23 protein-coding genes and 1 pseudogene are annotated in these 24260 nt (G+C 72.9%); 9 read left to right on the top strand and 15 right to left on the bottom strand.

The window, feature by feature from the left end; genetic code table 11:
* Positions 1-87: 87 nt before the first annotated feature.
* Positions 88-882 carry a methyltransferase gene (locus AB0G32_RS10075; RefSeq protein ID WP_361160902.1) on the bottom strand — a complete coding sequence of 265 codons (795 nt, stop codon included), beginning with the start codon at positions 880-882 and terminating at the stop codon, positions 88-90.
* 281 nt (positions 883-1163) lie between these two features.
* Here AB0G32_RS10075 and AB0G32_RS10070 point away from each other — a divergent pair, with 281 nt between their 5' ends.
* Positions 1164-2291: a magnesium and cobalt transport protein CorA gene (locus AB0G32_RS10070; RefSeq protein WP_361160899.1), complete on the top strand. Its 1128-nt coding sequence runs from the start codon at positions 1164-1166 to the stop codon at positions 2289-2291.
* 57 nt (positions 2292-2348) lie between these two features.
* On the opposite strand, the gene AB0G32_RS10065 is transcribed toward AB0G32_RS10070, so the two are convergent.
* Entirely contained in the window at positions 2349-2981 is a 633-nt protein-coding gene (locus tag AB0G32_RS10065; RefSeq protein WP_361160896.1) for a uridine kinase, read from the bottom strand.
* Positions 2982-3213: 232 nt separating this feature from the next.
* Between AB0G32_RS10065 and AB0G32_RS10060 the strand changes: the two genes are divergently transcribed.
* The gene (locus AB0G32_RS10060; RefSeq protein ID WP_361160893.1) at positions 3214-3693 is read left to right on the top strand and encodes an anthrone oxygenase family protein; all 480 of its coding nucleotides are present in this window, start codon (positions 3214-3216) and stop codon (positions 3691-3693) included.
* A 189-nt stretch (positions 3694-3882) separates the two neighbouring features.
* The gene (locus AB0G32_RS10055) at positions 3883-5373 is read left to right on the top strand and encodes a glutamate synthase subunit beta (protein WP_361160891.1); all 1491 of its coding nucleotides are present in this window, start codon (positions 3883-3885) and stop codon (positions 5371-5373) included.
* A 91-nt stretch (positions 5374-5464) separates the two neighbouring features.
* Here AB0G32_RS10055 and AB0G32_RS10050 read toward each other — a convergent pair whose 3' ends face one another.
* The 3 genes from AB0G32_RS10050 to AB0G32_RS10040 all read right to left on the bottom strand — a co-directional run bounded on the left by AB0G32_RS10050 (position 5465) and on the right by AB0G32_RS10040 (position 7516).
* Positions 5465-6268 carry an SAM-dependent methyltransferase gene (locus tag AB0G32_RS10050; protein WP_361160888.1) on the bottom strand — a complete coding sequence of 268 codons (804 nt, stop codon included), beginning with the start codon at positions 6266-6268 and terminating at the stop codon, positions 5465-5467.
* A 112-nt stretch (positions 6269-6380) separates the two neighbouring features.
* Positions 6381-6656: a DUF397 domain-containing protein gene (locus tag AB0G32_RS10045; RefSeq protein WP_361160885.1), complete on the bottom strand. Its 276-nt coding sequence runs from the start codon at positions 6654-6656 to the stop codon at positions 6381-6383.
* Entirely contained in the window at positions 6656-7516 is an 861-nt protein-coding gene (locus tag AB0G32_RS10040; RefSeq protein WP_361160882.1) for a helix-turn-helix transcriptional regulator, read from the bottom strand. The genes AB0G32_RS10045 and AB0G32_RS10040 overlap by 1 nt, the downstream gene beginning before the upstream one ends.
* 304 nt (positions 7517-7820) lie before the next feature.
* Here AB0G32_RS10040 and AB0G32_RS10035 point away from each other — a divergent pair.
* From AB0G32_RS10035 to AB0G32_RS10025, 3 genes and pseudogenes are all read left to right on the top strand, one after another.
* Positions 7821-8402: pseudogene (locus AB0G32_RS10035) on the top strand (ATP-binding protein); the annotation flags it as partial.
* A gap of 320 nt (positions 8403-8722) precedes the next feature.
* Complete coding sequence (locus AB0G32_RS10030; protein ID WP_361160879.1) at positions 8723-9166, top strand: hypothetical protein; 444 nt, start codon at positions 8723-8725, stop codon at positions 9164-9166.
* 263 nt (positions 9167-9429) lie between these two features.
* Positions 9430-11343, top strand: coding sequence for an ABC transporter ATP-binding protein (locus AB0G32_RS10025; RefSeq protein ID WP_361160876.1), 1914 nt, complete (start codon positions 9430-9432; stop codon positions 11341-11343).
* Between the two features lie 28 nt (positions 11344-11371).
* On the opposite strand, the gene AB0G32_RS10020 is transcribed toward AB0G32_RS10025, so the two are convergent.
* From AB0G32_RS10020 to AB0G32_RS10000, 5 genes are all read right to left on the bottom strand, one after another.
* Positions 11372-11557 (bottom strand): hypothetical protein, encoded by a 186-nt coding sequence (locus AB0G32_RS10020; RefSeq protein WP_361160873.1) that lies wholly within the window; start codon positions 11555-11557, stop codon positions 11372-11374.
* Positions 11558-11722: 165 nt separating this feature from the next.
* A complete protein-coding gene (locus AB0G32_RS10015) occupies positions 11723-12412 on the bottom strand; it encodes a DUF899 domain-containing protein (protein WP_361160871.1) in 690 nt (229 codons plus the stop codon).
* 98 nt (positions 12413-12510) lie between these two features.
* Positions 12511-13923 (bottom strand): amidohydrolase, encoded by a 1413-nt coding sequence (locus tag AB0G32_RS10010; RefSeq protein ID WP_361160868.1) that lies wholly within the window; start codon positions 13921-13923, stop codon positions 12511-12513.
* A 39-nt stretch (positions 13924-13962) separates the two neighbouring features.
* Positions 13963-15882 carry an FUSC family protein gene (locus AB0G32_RS10005; RefSeq protein WP_361160866.1) on the bottom strand — a complete coding sequence of 640 codons (1920 nt, stop codon included), beginning with the start codon at positions 15880-15882 and terminating at the stop codon, positions 13963-13965.
* A 121-nt stretch (positions 15883-16003) separates the two neighbouring features.
* The gene (locus AB0G32_RS10000; RefSeq protein ID WP_361160863.1) at positions 16004-16822 is read right to left on the bottom strand and encodes a helix-turn-helix transcriptional regulator; all 819 of its coding nucleotides are present in this window, start codon (positions 16820-16822) and stop codon (positions 16004-16006) included.
* 161 nt (positions 16823-16983) lie between these two features.
* Between AB0G32_RS10000 and AB0G32_RS09995 the strand changes: the two genes are divergently transcribed.
* Positions 16984-17784, top strand: a complete 801-nt coding sequence (locus tag AB0G32_RS09995; RefSeq protein WP_361160860.1) for an SDR family oxidoreductase — start codon at positions 16984-16986, stop codon at positions 17782-17784.
* A 1-nt stretch (position 17785) separates the two neighbouring features.
* Here AB0G32_RS09995 and AB0G32_RS09990 read toward each other — a convergent pair whose 3' ends face one another.
* The 3 genes from AB0G32_RS09990 to AB0G32_RS09980 form a co-directional block, all read right to left on the bottom strand.
* On the bottom strand, positions 17786-18565 hold the full coding sequence (locus tag AB0G32_RS09990) for a nucleotidyltransferase domain-containing protein (protein WP_361160857.1): 780 nt from the start codon (positions 18563-18565) through the stop codon (positions 17786-17788).
* A 135-nt stretch (positions 18566-18700) separates the two neighbouring features.
* Positions 18701-19429 carry an aspartate/glutamate racemase family protein gene (locus tag AB0G32_RS09985; protein WP_361160855.1) on the bottom strand — a complete coding sequence of 243 codons (729 nt, stop codon included), beginning with the start codon at positions 19427-19429 and terminating at the stop codon, positions 18701-18703.
* Between the two features lie 6 nt (positions 19430-19435).
* Positions 19436-20893, bottom strand: a complete 1458-nt coding sequence (locus AB0G32_RS09980; RefSeq protein WP_361160853.1) for an NCS1 family nucleobase:cation symporter-1 — start codon at positions 20891-20893, stop codon at positions 19436-19438.
* Between the two features lie 151 nt (positions 20894-21044).
* Here AB0G32_RS09980 and AB0G32_RS09975 point away from each other — a divergent pair, with 151 nt between their 5' ends.
* On the top strand, positions 21045-21701 hold the full coding sequence (locus AB0G32_RS09975) for a GntR family transcriptional regulator (protein WP_361160851.1): 657 nt from the start codon (positions 21045-21047) through the stop codon (positions 21699-21701).
* Between the two features lie 18 nt (positions 21702-21719).
* Here the strand turns inward: AB0G32_RS09975 and pip are convergent, their stop codons facing one another.
* Entirely contained in the window at positions 21720-22718 is a 999-nt protein-coding gene (gene pip / locus AB0G32_RS09970) for a prolyl aminopeptidase (protein WP_361160848.1), read from the bottom strand.
* Between the two features lie 17 nt (positions 22719-22735).
* Positions 22736-23545 carry a uracil-DNA glycosylase gene (locus AB0G32_RS09965; protein ID WP_361160847.1) on the bottom strand — a complete coding sequence of 270 codons (810 nt, stop codon included), beginning with the start codon at positions 23543-23545 and terminating at the stop codon, positions 22736-22738.
* Positions 23546-23619: 74 nt separating this feature from the next.
* Here AB0G32_RS09965 and AB0G32_RS09960 point away from each other — a divergent pair, with 74 nt between their 5' ends.
* The gene (locus tag AB0G32_RS09960; RefSeq protein WP_361160844.1) at positions 23620-24249 is read left to right on the top strand and encodes an RNA-binding S4 domain-containing protein; all 630 of its coding nucleotides are present in this window, start codon (positions 23620-23622) and stop codon (positions 24247-24249) included.
* Positions 24250-24260 lie beyond the last annotated feature (11 nt).

The raw sequence follows: 24260 nt of genomic DNA, 5'->3' as shown, positions 1-24260 counted from the left end.
GGTGCCCGGGCCGCCGCGCCCCTCGGACATGCGAGCAAGCCCCGGTCGGCGACGGTCCGCCGGTGCCCGGGGCTGCGCCCCGCTCCACTACGCCTTGCGCCCCCACGCCGAGATCATGGGGGCCGTGGCCAGGTCCATGGAGCCCGAGGCGACGTTCGCGAGATGGCGGTCGATGTCCTGGTCGGTGGCGAGACCCGCGGTCACGAGCTGGTCGCGGACCTGTCGGATCGTGGCGGACTCCAGGGCGGCGCAGGCGGGTGACGTCACCGGGAAGTGCGCGTCCGCCTCGACCCGGCGCAGACCGGCCTCCCGCAGCAGCCGCGGCAGCTGCCGGCCGTAGGAGAGGTCGGCGCCCCGGCGGGCCAGCAATTTGCGGAAACCGTGCCGCAGCTGGTTCGCCAGTTGCTGCTCGGGCCCGTACTCGTCGGGGCACAGCAACGGCTGGAGCGCCGGGTCGGCGTCTTCCAGCAGCAGGCGCCCGCCGGGGCGCAGGGCCTTGACCATGGACCGCAATGCCCTTTCCCGTTCCGGCACATGAACAAGTACGAGCCTGGCGTGCACCAGGTCGAAGTTCTCACCCGGCGGGTCCTGGGTGCCCACGTCGTGCACCCGCGCCTCGACCGGTGGCCGGGCGGCCGGGCCGAGCCGCGAGATGTCGATGTCGGTCGCGACAACCCGTCCCGTGGGGCCCACCTTCTTGGCCAGCCAGGAGACCACGGAGGTGCCGCCGGCTCCGACCTCCCAGCAGCGCCAGCCCGGTCCGATGCCCATCGCTGTGAAGTGCCGGAAGGTCGTGGGGTCGAAGAGGGTGGCGAAGGCATCGAAACGCTCCGCCGCCTCGGTCTGCCGGTTGTCGAGGAGATATCCGTCGGTTGCCGTCATGCGCCGATCATCCCAGTTGACCGGCTTGCCGGAAGTGGCCGACGCTCCGGTGGGACCGGCTGTCCACTCCCGGACCCGGTTGGTTTTCCACAGCCGGACACTGCCGGTCGCACAGCCGGACTCTGCCGGTCACACAGCCGTATGCGGCCGGTTGTCCACAGCCGGGAACCAAATGGAATCTCCCCTTCCCACAGGCCCACCCGTGGCTCGTGCCGGACTGGCAGACTGGCGCGGCAGGCGCGGGAAGCACGGCGCACGGGGATGCACGCAAGGAGATCCGTATGTCCATGGCAGGAAATCTGCGGAAGGTCACGAGCCTCGGCAGGGGCGGAGGCCTCCGTCGCGTGGCGAGGCTCGCCCGCCGGCGCCCGCGCGTCGACCTCAGCCATCCCGCGCGCTCCCCACTGGGCTCTTCGGTGGTCAACTGCGTGACGTACCGGGACGGAGTCCGCGTGCCCGGAGGCGTCGGTCTGGTGGACGCGGTGGAGCGGGTCCGCAAGCGCGGGGACGGCTTCGTCTGGCTTGGGCTGCACGAGCCGACGGACGAGGAGTTCGCGGACATCGCGGAGCTCTTCGATCTCCATCCGCTGGCGGTCGAGGACGCGGTCGAGGCCCACCAGCGTCCGAAGCTGGAGCGGTACGGGGACACGCTCTTCGCGGTCTTCAAAACGGTCTGTTACGTCGAGCACGAGGAGCTGACGGCCACCAGCGAGGTGGTGAACACCGGCGAGATCATGGTCTTCACCGGCCAGGACTTCGTGGTGACCGTGCGGCACGGACGGCACGGCTCGCTGGGGCCGCTGCGCGAGGAGCTGGAATCCGATCCCCAGCAGCTCGCCAAGGGGCCTTCGGCGGTACTGCACGCGGTCGCGGACCACGTCGTCGACGACTTCCTCACCGCCATCGACGCGGTGCAGGCGGATGTCGACCTCGTCGAGACAGCCGTGTTCGCGGAGGACGGCGCGCGGCTCGACCCGGGGCGGATCTACCAGCTCAAGCGCGAACTCCTGGAGCTGAAGCGGGCGGTGGTACCGCTCGGCCGGCCGCTGGAGGAACTGGCCACCCGGCCGATCCGGGTCGTCGCCCCGGAGATACAGGCCTACTTCCGCGATGTCTCCGACCACCTGCTGCGGGCCACGGAGCAGATAGCCGCCTTCGACGAACTGCTCAACTCCATCCTCCAGGCACACCTCGCGCAGGTCACGGTCGCGCAGAACGAGGACATGCGGAAGATCACTGCCTGGGCGGCGATCGTCGCCGTGCCGACCATGGTCTGCGGGGTGTACGGCATGAACTTCGACCACATGCCGGAGCTGGGGTGGCGGTACGGCTACGGCCTGGTCCTCGGGGTGATAGCCGTCGCCTGTCTGACGCTGTACCGGGGCTTCCGGCGCAACGACTGGCTCTGAATTCCGTTCGGACACTTCGGACACAACGGAGCCAATGACCGGGGCGGTGAGGGCACGTCAGCCGTTCCAGGCGGGGTGCCGCGGGTCGTCGGCACGGACCAAGATGTCCGCGGCACCGGCGGGGTCGGTCTCCTGTTCGTAGCGTTCGAAGGCGGGCAGCGTCCACCGCTCGGCCTCGGCGGTACGGCGGCGCAGTGCACCGGGGGTGAGGAGGAAGTGGACGCTCAGGTCGAGGGGGAACCAGTGGCGCAGGAGGAAGGGCCCGTGCAGCAGCAGGATCCCGCCGGGCGGGAGGTGGACATAGGAACTGCGGGTGGCACGGTCGGTGACCGGGTCCCAGAGGTCGGGCAGGACCCGTCCGTCGCCGCCCGGTTCGAGAGGGGTGAAGACCTCCCGCCACAGAGCGCGGGTGTCGTACCAGCCGTCGTAGTACGAGTCGGCGTCCTGGCGGCCGTATTCGAGGCGGAGGGAGGCGGGGCGCAGAAAGCCGTCCGTGCCGACGATCGCAGCGGGCCGCCCGAGGGGGCGCAGCGCTTCGGCGACCCGCTCGGCGAGGTCACCTGGACGGGCCGCCGGGGCTCCGTCGAGGGCGACGCGGCACCAGGGAGCGCCGTCGGCCGGTTTCAGGTCGAGCAGACGCTCGGCGAGCAGGTCGCCGAGCCGGTCCCAGGTGATCGCTTCCCATCCCACAGCACCCATCATGCGCCAGGCCCGAAAGGCCGGAACCAGGGGCACGGGCACGCCCACGGACGCGGACCCGGCACAAGCACACAGCCACAGCCACAGCCACAGGCACAGGCACAGGCACAGGCACAGGCGAACGCCCGGGTACGGCACGCATGCGGCTCGGGGCGGCGATGACGAGAGAACAAGTCACGAGGGGACGGATGACAACGACGTTCATCGAGAAGCGGGGGCGGGCATGATCGAGGGACCGTACTTCGTGCTGACGGTGCTGGGGGTGCTGAGTACGGGGCTGGTGGCTGGCGTCTTCTGCGGCTTCTCGACCTTCGTCATGCGCGGGCTGGCCGCTGTGCCGCCCGCACAGGGCATGGCGGCGATGCAAGCGATCAACGTGGCCGCGGTGGCACCGCCGTTCATGGTCCTGTTCGTCGGGTCGGCGCTGCTGTGCGCGGTGCTCGCCGTGGTGACCTTCGTGCTCTGGCCGGACGTGGGCACCGTGGAACTGCTGCTGGGCAGCGGACTGCACCTGGTCGGCTCGTTCGGGCTCACCGTGGCCGTTCATGTGCCCCGCAACGACGCGCTGGCCCGGCTGCGGCCGGACAGTGCGGAGGCGGCCGCGTACTGGCCGAGGTACGTACGCGAGTGGACGGCGTGGAATCACGTCCGTACGGCGGCGTCGGCCGGGGCGGCGGTGTCCTACATGGCGGCCCTCACCTGAGCGACGACGGGTGGCGACGGGTGGCGACGGGTGGCGACGAGACGGTGCCGTCATGGCCGACCGGAGGACCCTCGTGACCGGCCGCAGGGGCCGGGCGGCCGCCCTGCGGGGGTCGCCGGCCGGACGTATCGTGACAGAAAGTGCGGCCGACGACGCACGGCCTGCCCCGCGTACGCAAGGAAGACGGCCATGGCCGACCCCAAGGGATTCATCACCACGCCCCGCCAGGAGTGGCCCCGCAGGCCGGTGGCGGAACGGGTCCGTGACTGGGACGAGGTGTATGTCCCGGGGGCGCTGCTGCCGATCGTCAGCAAGCAGGCCGACCGCTGCATGGACTGCGGCATCCCCTTCTGCCACGAGGCCTGTCCGCTCGGCAACCTGATCCCCGAGTGGAACGACCTGGTCTCCCGGGAGGACTGGCGGGCGGCGAGCGACCGGCTGCATGCCACGAACAACTTCCCGGAGTTCACGGGCCGGTTGTGCCCGGCGCCGTGCGAGGCGGGGTGTGTGCTGGCGATCAACCAGCCGGCTGTCACGATCAAGAACGTCGAGTGTGCCATCGCCGACCGGGCGTGGGAGGAGGGCCTGACACCGCCGTGCCCGCCGGACCGGCTGTCCGGCCGGACGGTGGCGGTCATCGGGTCCGGGCCCACGGGGCTCGCGGTGGCGCAGCAGCTGACCCGGGCGGGGCACACGGTGGCCGTGTACGAACGGGACGACCGGCTCGGGGGGCTGATGCGGTACGGCATCCCCGAGTTCAAGATGGAGAAACGGCATCTGGAACGGCGGATCGAGCAGATGCGGGCGGAGGGGACGAGGTTCCGTACGTCCGCGGGGGTCGGGCGGGACATCGACGCCGCGGAACTGCGGAGCCGGTACGACGCGGTGGTGGTCGCCACGGGGGCGACGGCATGGCGGGAACTGGAGGTGCCGGGGCGAGAGCTGGCCGGGGTCCATCAGGCGATGGAGTATCTGCCGCTGGCCAACCGGGTGTGCGAGGGGGATCTCGAGGTCTCCCCGCTGTCCGCCGCCGGGAAGCACGTGGTCATCGTCGGCGGTGGTGACACGGGAGCGGACTGTCTGGGTACGGCGGTACGGGAGGGTGCCGCGTCCGTGACCCAGTTGGACATCTACGCGCAGCCGGGTGCGGAACGTGACGAGGAGGTGGAGCCGTGGCCGACGTACCCGCGGCTGTACCGGCTGTCGGCCGCGCACGAGGAGGCCCGGGACGTTCGCTCCGCACCGGCGGCGGACGCGGACGCGCGGCTGTTCGCGGCGTCCACGCTCCGTCTCACCGGGGACCCGGAGGGGCATGTGCGGGAGCTGCACCTGACCGGGGTGGACGCCGGGCGCCGCCCGTTGCCCGGTGCGGAGCGGACGCTTCCGGCCGATCTGGTGCTGCTCGCCCTCGGCTTCTCCGGGCCCGACCGCGAGGACGGGCTGGTCGGTCAGTTGGGGCTGGAACTGGAGCCGCGCGGCACGCTCGCACGGGGCACGGGCTTCGAGACCAATGTGCCCGGGGTGTTCGCCGCCGGGGACGCCGCGCGCGGGCAGTCGCTCATCGTGTGGGCGATCGCGGAGGGGCGGGCGGTGGCGGCGGCCGTCGACCGCCAGTTGACCGGTCGGCCCTCACGCCTGCCGGCACCGATCGGCCCGTACGACCGGCCGATGACAGCATGACGCGAGCGGCACCACCAGCGGGACCGCACCACCTCAGTGGTGCCGGTCCCGGCACCACCCCAGTGGACGGAGCGGGCGCGAAGGACGTGTCTCAGGGTTTGCGTGCCACCGCCCCGTACCCGGGAATCACACCGTCCTCCTGGCCGGGCACCGGCTCGCCCAGTTCGGGGTGCCACAGGTGCGGCACCCCGACGCCCGGGTCGACGAGGTCGAGGCCGTCGAAGAAGCGGGCGAACTCCTCGCGGGAGCGCAGGGCCAGGGTGACCCCCGCGGCCTTGAGCTTCTCGGTGGCCGCCCGGGACTCCTCGGGGGTGAAGTCGGCGGTCGCGTGGGTCATCACCAGATGGCTGCCGGAGGGCAGCGCGGCCAGCAGGCGGCGGACCAGGTCGTGGGCGCCGTCCGCGTCGGAGACGAAGTGCAGCAGCGCGATGAGCGAGAGCGCGACGGGCCGGTCGAGGTCCAGTACCTTGCGGGCGCCGTCCAGGATGGCGTCCGGGTCGCGGACGTCGGCCTGGAGGTACTCGGTCGCCCCTTCGGGGGTGCCGCGCAGCAGGGCCGCCGCGTGCGCCAGCACGATGGGGTCGTTGTCGCAGTAGACGACGCGGGCGTCGGGCGCGGTCTCCTGGGCGACCTGGTGGAGGTTGGGTTCGGTCGGTATGCCGGTGCCGACGTCCAGGAACTGCCGTACCCCCTGGCCCGACAGCCAGCGGGTGGCCCGGTGCATGAACGCGCGGTTGACGCGCGCCATCACCGGGACCCTCGGGTCGAGGGTGAGCATCTGCCGGCCCATCTCCTCGTCGACGGGGTAGTTGTCCTTGCCGCCGAGGTACCAGTCGTACATGCGTGCGGGGTGTGGTCTGCTCGTGTCGATCTCGGCGGGCTGCTGTCCGGTCATGACGGACTCCAGAGGGCTAAGCCGGTACGGCGGTGGGTGATCAAGTCGAAGCCAGGCTCAAGAAAGGGGGACGGAACGACAAGCGGCTTAACAACAGGCGGTGCGCAAAGTTTCAGGAGAGCAGGAAGTCCGCCTCTCCGGCCTTCGCTCCTTCGATGAAGGCGGTCATCTCGGCGGACGTGTAGATCAGTGCGGGCCCGTCGGGGTCGGTGGACTGGCGGACGGCGATCCGCCCGTCGGCGAGCTTCATCGCCTCCAGGCAGTTGCCGCCGTTGCCGCCGCTCCACGGCTTGTGCCAGCCCTCGCTGCCCAGCTCGCGCGCGGGCATGCCGTTGTAGATCCGCTGGCCGCGGATCCGTGGCCTGGGCTGGGACGTGATGCGATCCATTACAGCTCCTTGCGGAGATCCCGGAAGATCTCTTTTGTGCGATGTGCCGTAGCGGCCTGCGCCGCCATGCGGTCCATGACCTCGAGGTGGGTCGCCACCTCGGCACGCGCGTCCAGGTAGACGGCGCCGGTCAGGTACTCGCTGTAGACCATGTCCGGAAGTTCCGGCACGGCGAATCGGAAGAGCACGAAGGGCCCGTACGTCCCGGGATGCGGCCCGTTCACGAACGGGACGACCTGGAGGGTCACGTTGGGCAGCTCCGCGGCCTCGATCAGCCTGTCGAGCTGCTCCCGCATCACCTCGGGGCCGCCGACCGGGCGACGCAGCACGGTCTCGTCCATGACCACCCACAGGCGGGGCGCGTCCTTGCGGGTGAGCAGGTCCTGGCGCCGCATCCGCAGATCGACATGGCGTTCGATGTCGTCGGGGCGGGTCTGGCCGATGGCGCCCGATCTCAGCACCCCGCGCGCGTAGTCCTCGGTCTGGAGCAGTCCGGGAACGAAGTGCGGCTCGTAGGAGCGGATGAGGGCCGCGGCGCCCTCCAGGCTGACGTACATCGAGAACCAGCCGGGCAGGATGTCGTGGAACCGCTGCCACCACCCCGGCTTGTTGGCGTCCTCGGCCAGCAGGACGAAGGCGTCGGCCTCCTCCTCGGAGACGCCGTACGCCTTCAGGAGCAGCTGGAGGTACGGGATCTTCAGCGCGACCTCGGCCATCTCCATACGGCGGACCGTGGCGGGGGCGACGCGGAGGATGCGGGCGGCCTCCTCGCGCTTCATCCCGGCGCTTTCCCGCAGGTCCAGCAGGCGTCGGCCGAGAACGACCTGGCCGACGGTCGGCGCGGACCGCGGTTCGCTCACCGCTCCACCTCCACGAAGAGTCCCGTTGTCACGTGTCGAGCCGTTCGATTCGTATCGAGACGTATCGAGCAGTACGGCAGCCCTTGAGCGTGCCGGCGTGCCGGACCGGCCGCGAGCGCGCGCGGACAGCCCGGCGGCGCCCTCCTCGGACCCGTTCCGAATGCCTGGGCAGGCCTCGGACCGGAGCTGAAGTGGCGCCGCTCGACGTGCTGTTGCGAGCAGTGTGCCACGCCTGTCCAGAACGTCACACAGCACTCTGCAATTTTCAGAGTGACTCTTGCCAAGTGTTCACGGCGGGGCGATAGTGGCAAGCGTGATTCCGTCCGCGCCTTTAGGAACAGAGGCCGCCGCGGGCCCCCACGGCCCGGGCGCCGCCACGGGGGCCGCCCCCTCGGGGCCGGCTGCCGAGCGCCGGTTCCGCTTCGAGCTGGCCGCCCATCCGGGTTCCCCCGCCCAGGCCAGACGCCTGACGCGGGCCCGGCTGACCGGCTGGTCGGTGTGTGAGGACACCTGCGACACGGCGGCTCTGGTCGTCTCCGAGCTGGTCACCAACGCCATCGTGCACACGGCGAGCAGCCACATAGTGTGCGAGCTGTACGACCGCGCCGACCTGGTGCGGATAGCCGTACGGGACGAGGGGTGCGCGCCGGGGCAGCCCCAGCCGTCGTCCCGGCGCGAGCCCGAGGACGAGCACGGCAGAGGACTGCTCCTGGTCGACGCCCTGTGTCACGCCTGGGGCGCACAGGAGCACGGCCCCGGACTGCTGGTCTGGGCCGAGCTGGCGCGAGCGGCGGACGACGCGGCCGGGGCGCCGGAGCCGCGCGACGACCTGGGCTGGGGCGCCCGCCCCAAGCCCGGCCCGCCGGACGAGGACTCCGGCACCGAGGGTCCGGGCGACGAGGGCGCCGGCAACGACGATCCCAGTGACGAGCGCCCGCGCAACGACTCCGCCGACGAGAGTTCCGGCAGCGAGGACGTGACGCACACCAGGGCGGACGGGGCGCACGTACGCACGGACGACGCGGGTCCCGCCAGGGCACCGCACCGGACCGGACAGCACGGGATCGGGCACGGGATCGGGCTGCACGCGACCGGGCACGGAATCGGAACCGGACCCGTACCTGGGCCTGGAGCGAGGCCCGGGTTCGGGCCCGGGCCCGGGTTCGGCACCGAAGCGGGACGTCACGGAGCGGGGGGAGAACGACTGTGAGGGCTGTATCGGGTGCACCGGGTGCTCGGGTCCGCGGCCTCGACACGCTGGTCCGGCTCCAGCGCCGGCTGAACGCGCCGCGGACACCGCACCGCCTCCCCGTCCCCGACGGCATGAGCGCCCCGCTGGGCTGCGACGCGGTGGCGGTCCCGCCGATCCTGGGCCAGCAGGTGCTGCCCCGGCTCCCCCGCGTGGGGTGCGTCTACGCCGACCAGGCGCACTGGTGGTGGATCGTCCCCTCCGACTCCGACTACGCCATGGAGTGGCCGGCACCGGCCCGGTACGCCACCGGCGCGGTCCTGCCCGACTCCCCCGAACTGCCCGGACTGATCTACCGTCCGGACGGCGAGGTTCCCTACACCCCGCCGATCCCCCTCTACCTCGCGGTGTGCCGGCTGACGGGCACCACACCGAGCTGGTCCCGCCCGGTCTCCGCCTGACGCCCGGCCTTCCGGACCGCACCACACGGCGTACGGGAACCGTCGTGCGCCCGCGCGCACCGGTCTCCCCCGGTCGCGCCCTGTCCCCGTGTGCGCTGCCCCGCCATAGTGGCGTCCGTCCACGATCGGGGAGGCCGACGGTGCGGAAAAAGCGTGGCGCGGAGCCTGCCGGAGAATCCAAGCCGACCGGGAAGTCCGAGCCGACCGGGAAATCGAAGCCACCCGGCACGCCGGAGCCGTCCGGAACGCCGGAGCCGTCCGGGGTGTCGGACTCGGAGCGGCTGCTGTTCGGCGGCCCGCTGCGCTACGACACGGGCTGGAACCAGCACTCCGACGCGTTCCTGGAGCTGGGCTTCCGGTCCATGGTGACCCGGTTGCCGGCCCTGCTGGCCGCCAGTTTCCGGCTCGCCCGGCGGGCCGACCCGGTGGCCGCGCGGACCGTCCTCGCGGCCGAGGCCGGTCGAGGCGTGGCCCAGGCGGTGAGCCTGCTCGCGGTCAACAGCGTGCTGGGCCGGCTGATGACGCCGGGGCCGATCGAGGAGCGGCTGCGCGACGCCCTGCCCGCGCTGGTCACGGTGGCCGCGATGATGCTGGTGGCGGCGCTGCTGCGGGCGGCCACCACCTACGCCACGGGGCGGCTGGAGCCCAAGGTGGAGCGGGTGGCGACGGAGCAGTACCTGCAGCGGGCGACCGAGGTGGAACTGGCCGCCATCGAGGACCACGCCTTCCACAAGCTGCTGGACACCGCCCAGTACGGCGCCGTATCGGCCCGGCACATGATCGCGTACAGCGCACGCGTGATCAACGCGATGATCTCGCTGGTGACGGCGGCCGGTGTGCTGACCGTGCTGCATCCGGCGCTGCTGCCGCTGCTGGTGACCATGACGCTGCCGAGCGCCTGGAGCGCGCTGACGGTCGCCCGGCGCCGGTACGAGTCCTACCAGGCGTGGGTGCAGCACGTGCGGGCCGGCCGGCTGATCGCCGGTCTGCTCATCGAACCGGAGGCGGCGCCCGAGATCCGGGTGCACGGGGTGGGCGGGTTCCTGCTGCGGCACTACCGGGCGATGTCGGAGACGGCGGAGGCGGAGCAGGCCCGGCTGGCGGGACTGGCGGCCCGTACCGGCCTGATCGCGGCGGCCTGGACCGGGCTGGCGACGGCGGGGACGTACGCGACGCTCGGCGGGCTGCTGCTGGGCGGTGCGATGGCCCTGTCGGTGGCGGGCACCGCGGTGATCGCGATCCGCACCGGCTCGCAGAGCCTGGAGACCCTGGTGGTGGAGGTGAACGCGCTGCACGAGGAGGCGCTGTTCGTCGGCGACCTGGAGCGGCTGCACGTCGAGGCGGCCAAGCGCACGATTCCGGTGGGCGGCGCGGCGCTGCCCGCCGACCCGCGCGAGATCCGCTTCGAGAACGTCACCTTCCACTACCCGGGCGACGCCACCCGTCCCGCGCTCGACGACGTGTCGCTCAGCCTCCCCCTCGGCCGGATCGTCGCGCTCGTCGGCGAGAACGGTTCGGGCAAGACCACGCTGGTCAAGCTGCTCGCCGGGCTCTACACCCCGGAGCGGGGACGCGTCCTGTGGGACGGGGTCGACGCCGCCGCGGCCGACCGGCGGGAGCTGGCCGAGCGGATCGCGATGGTGGCGCAGGACTTCAAACGGTGGCCGTTCACGGCCCGGGTGAACGTCGCCGTGGGCCGCTCCACCGCGCCGCTGGACGAGGAGCGGGTGGCCGGCGCGGTCGCCGAGGCGGGGGCCGGGGAGGTGGTCGCGGACCTGCCGCACGGTCTGGACACGCTGCTCGCCCGGCACTTCACCGGCGGGCACGAACTGTCCGGCGGGCAGTGGCAGCGGCTCGGGATCGCGCGCGCCGCCTACCGCAAGGGCCACATCCTCGTGGTGGACGAGCCGACCGCGGCGCTGGACGCGCGGGCCGAGCTGGAGGTTTTTGAAAAGATCCGGGCGCTGGCCGGCAGCGGCCAGACGGTGGTGCTGATCACGCACCGGCTGGCGTCCGTGCGCCACGCGGATTTGGTGCACGTCCTGGACCAGGGCCGCCTCGTGGAGTCCGGGACGCCCGACGAGCTGCTCGCCACCGGCGGTGTCTACGCCGAGTTGTACTCGCTCCAGGCCGAGCAGTTCACCAGGGCGCCGGTGTCCGCGCCCAAGCCGGTCTGATCAGCCACGCGCCAAGTGACCGCGCGGCTCAGGCCGCGGCGTCCCCGGCCGCGTCGCCACCCCGCACGATCACCAGGAACATGTCGGTCGCGAGGTCCATGACGACCTCGGCGGGCAGTCCCTCCTGGCGCCGCGCGTTCGCGAACTCCTCGGCCGGCCAGGACCCGCGCGGTCCACCGGCCGGAAAGCGTTCGAGCACTGTTCGCCCGTTCACTCCGCACCTCCATCCAACGTTGCACTCGTAGAGTTAAACGCCAACGATGGGGTGAACGGCTCGCCAAGTGACGCTATCGAGACGTAGCTGACACTCGTTCACCGCAAAGAGTGAGCTTCGCCTCGGCCTTTCAGCCGTTTCGGCTACTTTCCGTAACAGCTGCTGTCAGTCTTCGTATTCGTCGTGGTAACGGAGGCGCTCACTGCCCGCAGGCGCACCGAGAGCTGACGCGCGCCCCTCGGGCTCCTCCCACGCCTCCTGGCGCCCCAGTGCGGTCAGATCCAGCAGGCTGCTGGTCGAGCCGAGGCAGTCGAGACCGCGCTCGTACGTCGAATAGGTGTGGAAGACGCGATCGTGGTCCCGCAGAAAGCAGCTCAGGCCCGGCCGCTCGATCAGCTCGCCCTCGTGGTCGAGGGTGACGTCGAAATCCTCGTTGAAGTCGGTGACGTACGACGAGTACCAGGGCAGCGTCCAGCCCATCCGGGCCTTGAACGGCAGGATTCTGGGGTACGGCGCCCGGGACACCGCCGCGAACGACGTGGAGCGGGCCCGCAGGTGCGCCAGATGGCCGATCTGGTCCAGGAACGCCGAGCAGCTGCGGCAGCCGGCGTCCCACTCGGGGGCGAACATGAAGTGGTGGACGACGAGTTGCCGCCGTCCCTCGAACAGGTCGAGCAGGGTGGCCTTGCCGTCACCGCCCTCGAACACGTACTCCTTGTCGATCTCCACCATGGGCAGTCCGCGGCGCTCGGCGTTGAGCGCGTCGCGCGCGCGGGTGGCCGCCTTCTCCTTGGCCAGCAACGCCTCGCGTGCCGCGCGCCATTCACGGCGGGAGACGATCTCGGGAAGCGACATGGGCTCCTCCTGTGCAACGGTCCGTCAGGGGGTGGACCGGTGGCGGCGGCGGAACTCATCGCGGCGGCGGAAAAATTCTTCGGCCGGTTCGGAACAGGTCAGGTGTCGTACGTCTGGACGCGCCCGCCGTGGCCGCGTTCGACCAGCGTGGGCAGCCGCCGCTCCAGCTCCCGCAGCACTGACGGGACGTCGAGGGTGAGCAGTTGGCGGTCCCGCATCAGCACCCGTCCGTCGACGACGGTGGTGCGTACGTCGGAGGAACGGGCGCTGTGCACGAGGGTGGCGGCCAGGTCGTGCACGGGCTGGGTGTGCGGTCCGGTGAGGTCGACCAGGACGAGGTCGGCCGGCCGGCCCGGCGCGATCCGCCCGGCCGTCTCCCCCAGGCCGACCGCGCGGGCGCTCTGGAGCGTGGCGTGGTGCAGCGCCTGCCGTGCGGTCAGCCAGCGCGGGTCGCCCTCGGTCTGCTTCTGGACCAGGGAGGTGAGCGCCATCGCCTCCCACACGTCGAGGGAGTTGTTGGAGGCGGCGCCGTCCGTGGCCAGTCCCACGTCCACGCCGATGGAGCGCAGGGCGCGGATCGGTGTGGTGGTGGGCCAGGCGAACTTGAGGTAGCCGCGGGGCGCGGTCGCCACCGCCGTACGGCCGCCGGCCCGGGCCAGCACCGGCAGGTCGCGGTCGAGAATGCCGGTGCCGTGCGCGATCAGCACGTCGGTGTCGAGGACGCCGGTACGGTCCAGGATCTCGACGGGGGTGGCGCCGTGCCGGGCGAGGCTGTGCTCGGTCTGGTCGCGGTTCTCGGCGGCGTGCAGATGGACGGGCAGAGCGTGGGCGCGGGCGAGTTCGGCGGTGGCGGCCAGGTCGGCGTCGGTGACGGTGTAGGGGGCGTGCGGGGCGAGCGCGGTGGTGATCCGGCCGTTCGCACCACCCCGGCGGCGCAGCGCGAAGTCGAGGGACTTCTCACGCCCCTCGCGCCCCTGTGAGGAGAAGTACGCCTGCCCGAGCAGCGCGCGCATCCCGCACTCGGCGACCACGTCGGCGACCGTGTCCATGGCGAAGTAGTGGTCCGCGAAGCAGGTCACGCCGGCCCGGATCATCTCGGCGCAGGCGAGCCGGGCACCCAGTTCGACATCCCGCGCGGTGAGATTGGACTCCACCGGCCAGACGACGTCGTTGAACCACTCCTCGGTGGGCAGGTCCTCGGCCAGGCCGCGCAGGGCGACCATGGGCGCGTGCGTATGGCAGTTGATCAGTCCGGGCAGCGCCACCTGGCCGCGCGCGTCGATGCGTTCGGCGGCGGGCAGGGCGGCGGCCGCCTCAGCGGTGGTCACGGACGCGATGGCACCGCCGCGCACGACGATGCCGGCGTCCGGCGTGAACGAGAGGCGTTCCCCGGCGTCCGGCGTGAATGAGTGGCGTTCCCCGGCTTCCTCGTGGACGAGGACGGTGCAGCCGGTGATGACGAGATCGGCGGGCTGCGCGGGGGGCGGCTGCGGCTGCGCGTGATGCGTCATGGGGCCAACGTACGGCGCCCGCGCGGGATCTCGGGCGGATCAGCCGGCGAGTGGTAGCTCGGGCAGGCGCACGCCGGCGCGGGTGCGCCGCTCGGTCAGTTCGTCGCGCAGCTCGGCGAGCCGTTCGAGGTGGCGCGGGGTGAGCCGGCCGGTGTCGTCGAGGTGCACGGCGCACGCGGTAGTGGTGTCGGCGAGCCGTTCCAGGGTGGCGGCGACCTCGTCGGCGCCCTCGGAGTGGCGGGCCAGGGCGGGCAGTTCGGCGGCGGCCAGCGCGATGGCCGCGCGGGCCTCGGCGAGCGTGCGGTACGCCTCCCGGCGCAGCGTCCAGCGCCGGGCCCGGTCGTCGGACTCGCTCAGTACGTGGGCGAGGTAGGCGTGCCCGGCGTGCCCAGCGGCGGTGAGCCGGGCGCGGACCCCGGCGCCGCCCCGCCCCGGCATCGGCAGATGCCCGACGACCAGCACGATCGCGCAGGCCAGCAGGGTCTCGCCGATGCGCCCGGCGGACGCCTGCGGCTCGCCGCCGACCATGACCAGGGCCAGCACGAGGACGGTGACCACGGCGGTCTGCGCGGCGAAGTGCCGGGTGGCCACCGGGATCAGGGCACCGGCGACGGCGACGAGGGCGACGAGCCCCTCCGGCCGGGGCAGTACGGCGGCGAGGGCGGTGAAGACCAGGGCGCCGAGGACCGTCCCGGCGGCCCGGCACAGCACCCGGGAGGCCAGCGGTCCGAGGTCGGGCTTGACCAGGAAGACGGCGGTGGCGGGCAGCCAGTACCAGTGCTGGTGCGGCCCGTACCACTGGGCGTGGTGCAGTGCCTGCGCGACGGCCGCGCCGGCTCCGAAGCAGAGGCCGACCCGCAGCCCGTACTCCCGGCCGCCCGCGCCGAAGACCGTGCGCAGCACCGAACCGGGCGACCGCCGGCGGGTGGGCAGGTCGCCGCCGCGGCCCCGGTCGAAGGCGACGGCGGCGTGCAGCAGGGCGTCGTCGAGGGCGCGCAGACCGGGTGCGGAGCGCGCGGGGGCGGGCAGCGGCCCGGTGTGCGCTCCGGCGCGGACGGCCGCCGCGAGCCGCCGGGGCCCCTCACTGGCGCGGCGGGGAAGGGGCTCGCCCGCCCAGGCCAGCGCGGTGGCGGCCTCGGCGAGCGGCAGCGCGGCGGCGTACTGCGCGTGCAGCCGGCGCTCGGCCGAGGAGGAGGCGTAACGGCGCAGCCGGGGACCCGCGAACGCGTCCTGCGCCTGGTCCAGCGCGGCGGTGAGCGCGGCCCGGCGGGCGACGGCGTGCTCGGTACCGGTCGCGTCGAGCAGCGCGGCGACGGCGTCGTAGACCCCGGCGACGGCGGCGCGTTCCCCGTCGAATCGGAAGTCGAGCCGGAAGTCGAAGCGGAAGTCCGCGCGGGAGTCCGTGCCGGAGTCCGTGCGGAAGTCGCCGGTCAGCGGGCCGGGCGTGGGCAGGGCCAGCCGCAGCGCGAGCAGCCACCCGGCTCCGGCGAGGAAGGCCAGCACGCGCTGCCAGCCCGGATCGGGCAGCGGCATCCCGGCCCCGATCGCGGAGGCCACCAGCAACTGGGTGGCCGCCCCGGACGCCACCGGTCCGACGGCGCTGAGGCTCCCGGCGAACAGTCCGAGCACGGTCAGTACGAGGGTCAGCGCGACAGCGCCGAGGTGCTCCCCGGCGTACGTACCGGCGCACAGTCCGGCCGCGCCCGCCAGCGCGGGGACGCCGATCCGGCGGACGGAGACCCGTCGGCTGCCCGGCCGGTCGTTGATCCCGGCCAGCATGGCGGCGATCGCGGCGACGACTCCCAGGGAGAGCCGCCCGGCCGCGTCGGCGGCGATCAGCAGCGGCCCGGCGGCAAGCGCCCCGCGCACGACCGCGCTCCACGGCACCGGTCCGCGCTGGGCGCGCAGGGCGTGCGCCAGCCAGGGCGGAAGGGCGAGGGCGGGGGTGCGGCGGGACACGGCACGGCCTCCAGTCGTCTCGTCGAGGGCGGGGTGAGCCTTCGGGCGACGGTGGCCGGGCTTGTCACTTGCGGTCCCCACGGTACGGCGTGCGGGTACGCGAAAGCGAACGGCGCCGTTTCTACGAGGTGACGGCTGCCAGGCCGTCGGGGTCTTCCTCGGTGTAGACGACGAGCGTGAACTCCGGCCGTTCGGCCAGGTGGAACGCCGTGTAGACGTACTCGGCCACCGCTCCCCCGGGATGCCGCATCCGTTTCCGTCCGCCGTGCTGGACCTGTACGTCGTACCGCTGCCACCAGGCCCGCACGTGTGCGCTGCCCTCCTTCAGCTCGTCGATCAGCCGTGTGTACCGGGGGTCGCCCGGGTGCCGTCCGGCCAGGGTCCGCAGCCGGGCGAGCAAGCCGCGCGCCTCCGTCTCCCAGTCGACGAGGAAGTCCCGGGCGGCCGGGTCGAGGAAGGTCCAGCGGGCGAAGTTCGCCGGCTGGTCCGCCGGCTCGGCGAGGTTCGGGAACAGCCGCCCGGCCGCCGCGTTGTGGCTGAGCACGTCGTAGGTGCCGTCGATGATGTACGCCGGCCGCGGCTGGAGCAGCAGCGGGACGGCGGCCACCTCGGCGGCGAGCGGCTCGGGCGGCTCGGCATCGGGTCCGGGGGTGTGTCCGGCGAGCCCGAAGAGGTGGTCGCGTTCGTGGCGGTCGAGCCGCAGCGCCGTGGCGAGGGCGTCGAGCACCTGGTCGGAGGCCCGGATGTCCCGGCCCTGCTCCAGGTACGTGTACCAGGTGGCGCTGATCCCGGCGAGCAGCGCGAGTTCCTCCCGGCGCAGTCCGGGCGTCCGGCGGCGGCCGGTGGGCGGCATCCCCACCTGGTCGGGGGTGATCCGCTCCCGGCGGCTGCGCAGGAAGGCGGCCAGCTCACGGCGTTGGTCCTGCGGCTTCTGCGGCATGTCGTGGCACCTCAGGTTCCAGAATAAAGCGGCTCTGTATACCAGGCTGAAGCTATCGCAGACTGAAGCCACCCCCGTCGGACCCGCCCGACGAGCGACCGACGGACGACCAGCGAACGACTGGCGAACGATCCCCCGAAAGATCTGAGGAGCACCACACCATGTCCCACACGGACCAGCCCCGCACCGAGACCCGCGAGACCGGCGAAACCGGCGAGACCCGCGAGACAGGCGAGACCCGCGGCAAGGTCATCGTCGTCACCGGTGCCAGCAGCGGCATCGGCCGGGCCACCGCGCTGGCCCTCGCGGAGCGCGGGGCGACGGTCGTCCTCGGCGCCCGGCGCGCAGACCTGGTCGAGCGGCTCGCCGCCGATATCCGCGCGGGCGGCGGCCGTGCCCTCGGCGTGCCGGCCGACGTACGGCGGCGCGAGGACCTCGTCCGTCTCGTCGACACGGCGGTCGACGAGTTCGGGCGGCTCGACGTCCTGGTCAACAACGCGGGCATCGGGCCGATCTCCCCACTGGCGGATCTGCGCGTCGACGAATGGGACGACATGATCGACGTGAATCTGCGGGGCGTGCTGTACGGCATCGCCGCCGCGCTGCCGGTCTTCCGCCGCCAGGCGGCCGGGCACCTGGTCACGGTGTCGTCGACGTCCGCGTACCGCACCGTCCCGGGCCAGGCGGTCTACTCCGCGACCAAGGCGGCCGTAGGCAAGGTGTGCGAAGGACTGCGGCAGGAGGTCGGTGACCTGCGCGTCACCGTCGTCTCCCCGGGTTTCGTGCACACCGACTTCGTCAACGCGGTGGCCGACCCGGACGCCCGGGCCGCGCTGCTGGAACGCCGGGACGCGATCGCCCTGGACCCGGCGGCGATCGCGGACGCCATCGTCTACGCCGTCGCCCAGCCGGACCAGGTCGACCTCAACGAGATCGTCGTACGGCCCACCGCGCAGCGCTGATTCAGCGGCGCGCGGCGGCGTCCACAGCGCTCGCCAGCAGCGTTCGCGCCTCCCCCACCGCCCCGGCGAGCGCCCGCGGCCCCGGGGCCAGCCCGGTCAGCAGCGTGTCGATCGCGCCCAGCCCGGCCCGCTCCACCAGGCCCTTCTCATTGGTGACCCATTCCCCGCGCCCCGCCAGCACCGCGTGCGCCGTCTGGACCGCGGCGAGGGCGAGCGCGCCCGCGACCTGGGTGACGGCCCCCTTGGGGACGTGCCCGGCCTCGGCGTAGTCGAGGGTCGCGCCGGCCATGCCCCACCAGTGCTCGGCGGCGGTCCGGCGCAGTGGCTCCGGGTAGGCGGGGCGGGGCAGGTCGCCGCGCAGGGTCCGGTTGACCGCCAGCTCCGCGACGATCAGGTACGTCGGAATACCGGCCAGGTGGAACATCAGCGGCTCGACCCGGAAGCGGCCCGCCGCCGCCTGGCTCAGCTCGTGCTCGACCACGTCCAGGTCCCGGTAGTGCACGTCGACCCGCCGGCCGTCGACCGTCAGCCACGCCCCGCCGTTGAAGACACCGCCACCCCAGGCGCCGATCTCGCTGACCTCGCCCTCCCAGCCGACGGCGCGCAGGTCGGCCGGGTCGAAGGCGCCGCGGTAGTAGACCGCCAGGTCCCAGTCGCTGTCGGGGCGGTGGGTGCGCCGGGCCCGGGAGCCGCCGAGGGCGACCGCGCGGACGGCGGGCAGCGCGGCGAGGCGGTCGGCGGTGGCGTCCAGGAAGTCCTGGTCGTCGGTCCGGGCCGGCATACGGGGTCCTTCCGGTCGGGCCGGGGCGGGGCGGGGCGGACGGTGCGCCCGCGCGGGAAGCGTACGGGGGGGGACGGGCCACGGAGACGGGGGAACGGGGCACGGAGTACGGGTACGGGTACGGGGCCGCGGCGGTCAGGGACCCGGCCGGCCCCACTCCCGCCGCTTCGGCAGCGGCGCCGCGTAGCCGCCCGCCCGGCTCGTGGTCAGTCCGAGGGCGACCAGCGACTCAGCCAGCCGCACCGCCGCAGCCACGCCGTCCACGACCGGCAGCCCCAGTTCCTCCCCCACCGCTTCCACCGACCGCCGCAGCCCCGTCATGCCGGCGCACCCGAGGACCAGCACCTCCGCGCCCGCCGCCCGGACCCGCTCGGCGGCGGTCAGCAGCGCGGCCCGGGTGCGCTCGCCGTCGTCGAGGTCGAGGACGCCGAGGCCGGTGCCGACGACGGCGGCGCAGTTGCGGGCCACGCCCGCCGTCTCCAGGCTGTCCTCGATCTGCCCGCGCGCCCGCTCCAGGGTGGTGACGACGCCGTAGCGCCGGCCCAGCAGACAGGCTAGGTGCGCCGCGGCCTCGGTGATGTCGACGACCGGTACGCCGACCAGTTCCCGGACGCCCTCCCGGCCGTGCTCCCCGAAGCCGGCCAGGACGACCGCGTCGTACGGCGGTCCGTCGTAGGTCCGCAAGGTGTCGATGACCGCGGCGGCGGAGAGGTAGCTGTCGAGCCAGCCCTCCGCCGATTCGGGTCCCCACCCGGGGGTCAGCCCGGTCACCAGGGTGCCCGGGCTCGCGGCGGCCCGGGCACCCTGGACGATCTCCTCGGTCATCGTCCGCGTCGTGTTGCAGTTGGTGACGACGATCCGCACCGGAACTCAGCCCTCCGCCCCGGCCGTCCGCTCGCCCCGGCACAGGAGTCCGTAGAGCCCGGCGGCCATCGCCGTACCGATGAACCAGGAGTACGGCGCCACGTCGCTGAAGGTCTTCACCAGCGCCAGCACGGCCGCCACCGCCGCCGACGGCAGGAACGCCCACAGCGCCTTGGGGTTGACGCCTTTGCGGTAGTGGTACGGGGAGCCCGGTTCGGCGCGGAAGAGCTGGTCGACGTCGACCCGGCCGCGCTTGACCCAGTAGTAGTCGACCATGATCACGCCGAACAGCGGGCCGAGGAAGGCGCCGAGGCCGCCGAGGAAGTAGTTGACGACGGTCGGGTTGGAGAAGAGGTTCCAGGGGGTGACGACCAGGGCCGCCACCGTGCTGATCATGCCGCCGATCCGGAAGGTGATCTTCTGCGGCCAGACGTTGGCCAGGTCGTACGCCGGGGAGACGAAGTTGGCGACGATGTTGACGCCCATGGTGGCGATGGCGAAGGTCAGCGCGCCCAGCACCAGGACCCAGGTGTTGCCGATCTCCGCGACCAGGTAGGCGGGGTCGGTGATCTCCTTGCCGAAGACCTCGTAGGCGCCCGCGGTGACGACCACGGAGAGGATGACGAAGGCCGTGGAGTTGACCGGCAGGCCCCAGAAGTTGCCGCGCCGGACCGTGCGGTAGTCGGGGGCGAAGCGGGAGAAGTCGCAGAAGTTGAGCATCAGCGTGCCGTAGGTGGCCAGGACCAGGCCGATCGCGCCGAACCACTGGCGCCACTGCTCGCCGGTCGACACCGGGTGCGGGGTGCTGGTCAGCGAGATGCTCCAGCCGGCCTTGGCGAAGATCCAGAGGGCCAGCGCGATCATCACCAGCCAGATCGCGGGACCGCAGAAGTCCTGGAACTTGCGGACCGACTCCATCCCCCGGCTGATGATCAGCGCCTGGACCAGCCACAGCGCGACGAAGGAGAGCCAGCCGAGCGCGTCGAGGCCGAGGAAGGAGGAGTGCGTCCAGGACTCCAGCCCGGGCCAGGCGGCCAGCAGCATCACGTTGACGGCGACGGAGGCCAGGTAGGTCTGGATGCCGTACCACATGATGGCGATGACGGCCCTGATCAGCGCCGGGACGTTGGCACCCCAGACGCCGAAGGCGATGCGGCTGACGACGGGGAACGGCACGCCGGTGCGCTGGCCGATGCGGCCCATCAGGTTCATCCCGGCGTAGATGATCACGAAGCCGACGAGCAGGGAGGTGAAAACCTGCCAGACGTTCATGCCGAGGAAGAGCAGTCCGGCGGCGAAGGTGTAGTTGCCGAGGTTGTGGACGTCGGACATCCACAGGGCGAAGAGGTCGAAGACCTTCCAGGTGCGCTTGCCCGCGGGCGCGAGGTCTTCGTTGGTGAGCCGGGGGTCGGGGACGGACGCTGCGGTGGTGCCGGTGGCCGCTGCACGGTCGGCGAGGGACACGGGGCCTCCAGGGGCGATTCGGGGCCGGGGGGAGTCCGTTGGTTTTTGGTATACCAAACTGCCGTCATGGTCCTCCCGTCAACCCTTCGGACCGATGTCGCTCCCGTTAACGCTCCGTAAAACACCGCCGGAGTCGGCGAAGATGGGACGCATGGGGAAGATCGAACCGCTCGGCGCGGTGCGCGAGCGCGTCCTCGCCGGGTTGCGGCAGGACATCATCGCGGGCCGTCTGCGGCCCGGCGACCGGCTGGTGGAACGGGAGTTGGCCGAGCGCTTCGGGGTGTCCCGGGTACCGGTCCGGGAGGCGATCCGGGCCCTGGTCACCGAGGGGTTCGTGCTGTTCGAGACCCCGCGCCGAACCGTCGTACGGCGACTGACACCGGACGACGTGCGGGAACTCTTCGAACTGCGCGAGGCGTTGGAGGTGTACGCGGCCGGGCTGGCGGCGACCCGGGGGACCCCCGCGGCGCTGGCGGAGCTGGCCGGGCTGCTGCGGGCGGCGGCGCGGGCCACCGAGGCCGGGGACGCCGAGGCGATCACCGACGTCAACACCCGGTTCCACGACGGCATCCTGGCGCTGGCGGGCAACGGCCTGCTGGTCTCGGTCATGGAACCGGTCGACGGCCGGCTGCGCTGGCTGACCCGGCAGAACGAGGAGTGGCCGCAGCTCCTCACCGAACACCGGGAGCTGTACGAGGCGATCGCCTCCGGCGACCCGGAGCGCGCCCGTGCGCAGGCGCTGCGGCACGTACGGGCCAACTACCGCTCCACGGTGCGGCATCTGTTCGGGGCGGCGGACGCCGGCTGACGTCCCCGCCCCCCGGCGTCACCCGCGCGCGTACCGGTCCGTGGCCGCCACCAGCAGGTCCGCCATGCCCGGCGCCCCCGCGTTGTGGCCCACCTCGTCCACCATCCGCAACTCGCTGTCCGGCCAGGCGTGGTGCAGCCGCCAGACGACGCCGAGCAGGTTGCCGGGGTCGAGGGCGCCCTGGACCAGGGTGCCGGGGATGCCGGCCAGCAGGTGCGCGTCGCGCAGGACGACACCCTCGTCGTTGTCTTTTCGGTCCGGGCCGGGCGTGCCGTCCGGGCCGGGCGTGCCCAGGAAGTGGTCGTTGCCCCAGTAATGCGTGACCGTGCGCGCGAAGCCCATCCGGAAGAGCGGGTCCTCATAGCGCGGTACCGAGCGCGGCGGGACGGACGCGACCGCCGTCTCCCAGTCGGTCCAGGCGCGGGCCGCCCGCTCCCGTACCGCCCGGTCGGGGGACTCCAGCAGCCGGTTGTAGGCGGCGGCCAGGTTGCCGTCCCGCTCGTCCTCGGGGACCAGGGCGAGGAACTCCTCGAAGGCCGCCGGGAACAGCTTGCCGAGCCCTCGGGTCATCAGCGTGACCTCGGGGTTCGAGCCGGTCGCGACCGCGGTGAGGACCAGTTCCGACACCGCGCCCGGATGCGTCTGCGCGTACCGCAGCCCGAGCACCGAGCCCCAGGAAACGCCCCACACCAGCCACCGTTCGATTCCCAGGTGCCGGCGCAGCAGTTCCAGGTCGGCGAGCTGGTGCGCGGTCGTGTTGACGCTCATGTCGGTGCCGTAGGCGCTCGCGTGCGGTGTCGAACGCCCGCAGCCGCGCTGGTCGAACAGCACGATCCGGTACGCGGCCGGGTCGAAGTAGCGCCGCAGGGCCGGGCTCTTGGCCGATCCGGGGCCGCCGTGCAGCACCACGGCCGGCTTGCCCCCAGGGTTACCGCAGGTCTCCCAGTGGACGCGGTTGCCGTCACCGACGTCGAGCGTGCCGTGGTCGTACGGCTCGATCTCCGGATACAGGGCCATCCGGGCACGCTAACCGCCTACGCCGGTCCTGTCGCCCCGTTTCCGGCGGGCAGGCCGGCCGTCCGGGCCGCCGTGACGAGGACCTCGCGGAGCATCCCGGGGGTGAGCCGGCCGGTGAACGTGTTGCGCTGACTGACGTGGAAGCAGCCGAACAGATCCAGACCGCCGCCTGCCGGTGCCCCGCCGCCCCCGGCCCCGGCCCCGGCCCCGGCCCCGGCTTCGGCTTCGGCTTCGGCTTCGGCTTCGGCTTCGGCGGCGAGGGTGATCCGGGCGCCGTGCGCGAACGCCGGGCGCGGCCTGGGCACCGTCCAGCCCGCGGCGGCGAACGCGGGCAGCGCGGCCTGCCAGCCGAAGGCGCCGAGCACGATCACGGCCCGCAGGGTCGGCCGCAGCAGCCGTAGTTCCTGGACCAGCCAGGGGCGGCATGTGTCGCGCTCTGCCGGGGTGGGCTTGTTGGCGGGCGGGGCGCAGTGCACGGGGGAGGTGACGCGTACGCCGAGCAGTTCCAGTCCGTCGTCGGCGGAGACGGCCGTGGGCTGCGAGGCGAGGCCCACGTCGTACAGCGCCCGGTACAGCACGTCACCGGAGCGGTCGCCGGTGAACATCCGTCCGGTGCGGTTGCCGCCGTGGGCCGCCGGGGCCAGTCCGACGATCAGCAGCCGGGCGTCCGCCGGTCCGAAGCCGGGGACCGGGCGGCCCCAGTACGTCCAGTCGGCGAAGGCCGCCCGCTTGGTACGGGCCACCTCCTCTCGCCAGTCGACCAGCCGCGGACAGGCCCGGCACCCCGCGATCCGCTGGTCGAGTCCGGTGAGGCCGCTGCTGTCCATGCCTCCACCGTAGGGCCAGGACGTCCACCGCAGGGCCAGGGCATCACCAGGTGCCGGACGGCTAAGGTCGGGGCATGGCTTCCGAGCGTGACGAGGACAGGAACGGCGCGGGGACTCGTGCGCGGCATCCCGCCGAGGCGACGGCCGACGACCGGACCAGCGGGACACCCTCGGCGGAGGCCACCGCCGGGTCCGGGACCGACCCCGCTGTCGCCCCAAAGGCCGACGGCTCCAAGGCCGACGGCTCCAAGGTTGTCGACCCCAAGGTCGCCGCCGCTGTCGCCGCCGCCGAGGCGGCCGGACCGCAGCACGGTGGGACCGTCCGGGTCGACAGCTGGATCTGGGCCGTCCGGCTGGTCAAGACCCGCTCCGTCGGGGCGACCGCCTGCCGGGGCGGTCACGTCCGGGTGAACGGCGAGCGCGTGAAGCCCGCCTACTCCCTGGGCGTCGGCGACGAGGTCCGCCTGCGCCACGAGGGCCGGGAGCGTGTCGTCGTCGTGCAGCGCCTGATCCGCAAGCGGGTCGGCGCCCCGGTGGCCGTCCAGTGCTACGTCGACAACTCCCCGCCACCCCCGCCGCGCGAGGCCGTCGCCCCCGTGGCCATCCGCGACCGGGGCACGGGCCGGCCGACCAAGCGCGACCGCCGCGAACTGGAGCGCCTGCGCGCCCTGAACAGCCTCAAGAACCGCCCCGGCGGCCCCTGACCCGGCGCCCA

The sequence above is a fragment of the Streptomyces sp. NPDC023723 genome (assembly GCF_040639815.1).
In the GTDB taxonomy this organism is placed as follows: Bacteria; Actinomycetota; Actinomycetes; order Streptomycetales; family Streptomycetaceae; genus Streptomyces.
The sequence above is the reverse complement of the archived record's forward strand: the minus strand, read 5'-3'. Positions and strand labels throughout refer to the sequence as shown.

What these genes read in the sequence shown, in the direction of transcription:
- AB0G32_RS10075 (WP_361160902.1), bottom strand. Translation starts at nt 882, where the DNA reads ATGACGGCAACCGACGGATATCTCCTCGACAACCGGCAGACCGAGGCG.
- AB0G32_RS10070 (WP_361160899.1), top strand. Translation starts at nt 1,164, where the DNA reads ATGTCCATGGCAGGAAATCTGCGGAAGGTCACGAGCCTCGGCAGGGGC.
- AB0G32_RS10060 (WP_361160893.1), top strand. Translation starts at nt 3,214, where the DNA reads ATGATCGAGGGACCGTACTTCGTGCTGACGGTGCTGGGGGTGCTGAGT.
- AB0G32_RS10055 (WP_361160891.1), top strand. Translation starts at nt 3,883, where the DNA reads ATGGCCGACCCCAAGGGATTCATCACCACGCCCCGCCAGGAGTGGCCC.
- AB0G32_RS10050 (WP_361160888.1), bottom strand. Translation starts at nt 6,268, where the DNA reads ATGACCGGACAGCAGCCCGCCGAGATCGACACGAGCAGACCACACCCC.
- AB0G32_RS10045 (WP_361160885.1), bottom strand. Translation starts at nt 6,656, where the DNA reads ATGGATCGCATCACGTCCCAGCCCAGGCCACGGATCCGCGGCCAGCGG.
- AB0G32_RS10015 (WP_361160871.1), bottom strand. Translation starts at nt 12,412, where the DNA reads ATGTCGCTTCCCGAGATCGTCTCCCGCCGTGAATGGCGCGCGGCACGC.
- AB0G32_RS10010 (WP_361160868.1), bottom strand. Translation starts at nt 13,923, where the DNA reads ATGACGCATCACGCGCAGCCGCAGCCGCCCCCCGCGCAGCCCGCCGAT.
- AB0G32_RS10000 (WP_361160863.1), bottom strand. Translation starts at nt 16,822, where the DNA reads ATGCCGCAGAAGCCGCAGGACCAACGCCGTGAGCTGGCCGCCTTCCTG.
- AB0G32_RS09995 (WP_361160860.1), top strand. Translation starts at nt 16,984, where the DNA reads ATGTCCCACACGGACCAGCCCCGCACCGAGACCCGCGAGACCGGCGAA.
- AB0G32_RS09990 (WP_361160857.1), bottom strand. Translation starts at nt 18,565, where the DNA reads ATGCCGGCCCGGACCGACGACCAGGACTTCCTGGACGCCACCGCCGAC.
- AB0G32_RS09975 (WP_361160851.1), top strand. Translation starts at nt 21,045, where the DNA reads ATGGGGAAGATCGAACCGCTCGGCGCGGTGCGCGAGCGCGTCCTCGCC.
- pip (WP_361160848.1), bottom strand. Translation starts at nt 22,718, where the DNA reads ATGGCCCTGTATCCGGAGATCGAGCCGTACGACCACGGCACGCTCGAC.
- AB0G32_RS09965 (WP_361160847.1), bottom strand. Translation starts at nt 23,545, where the DNA reads ATGGACAGCAGCGGCCTCACCGGACTCGACCAGCGGATCGCGGGGTGC.
- AB0G32_RS09960 (WP_361160844.1), top strand. Translation starts at nt 23,620, where the DNA reads ATGGCTTCCGAGCGTGACGAGGACAGGAACGGCGCGGGGACTCGTGCG.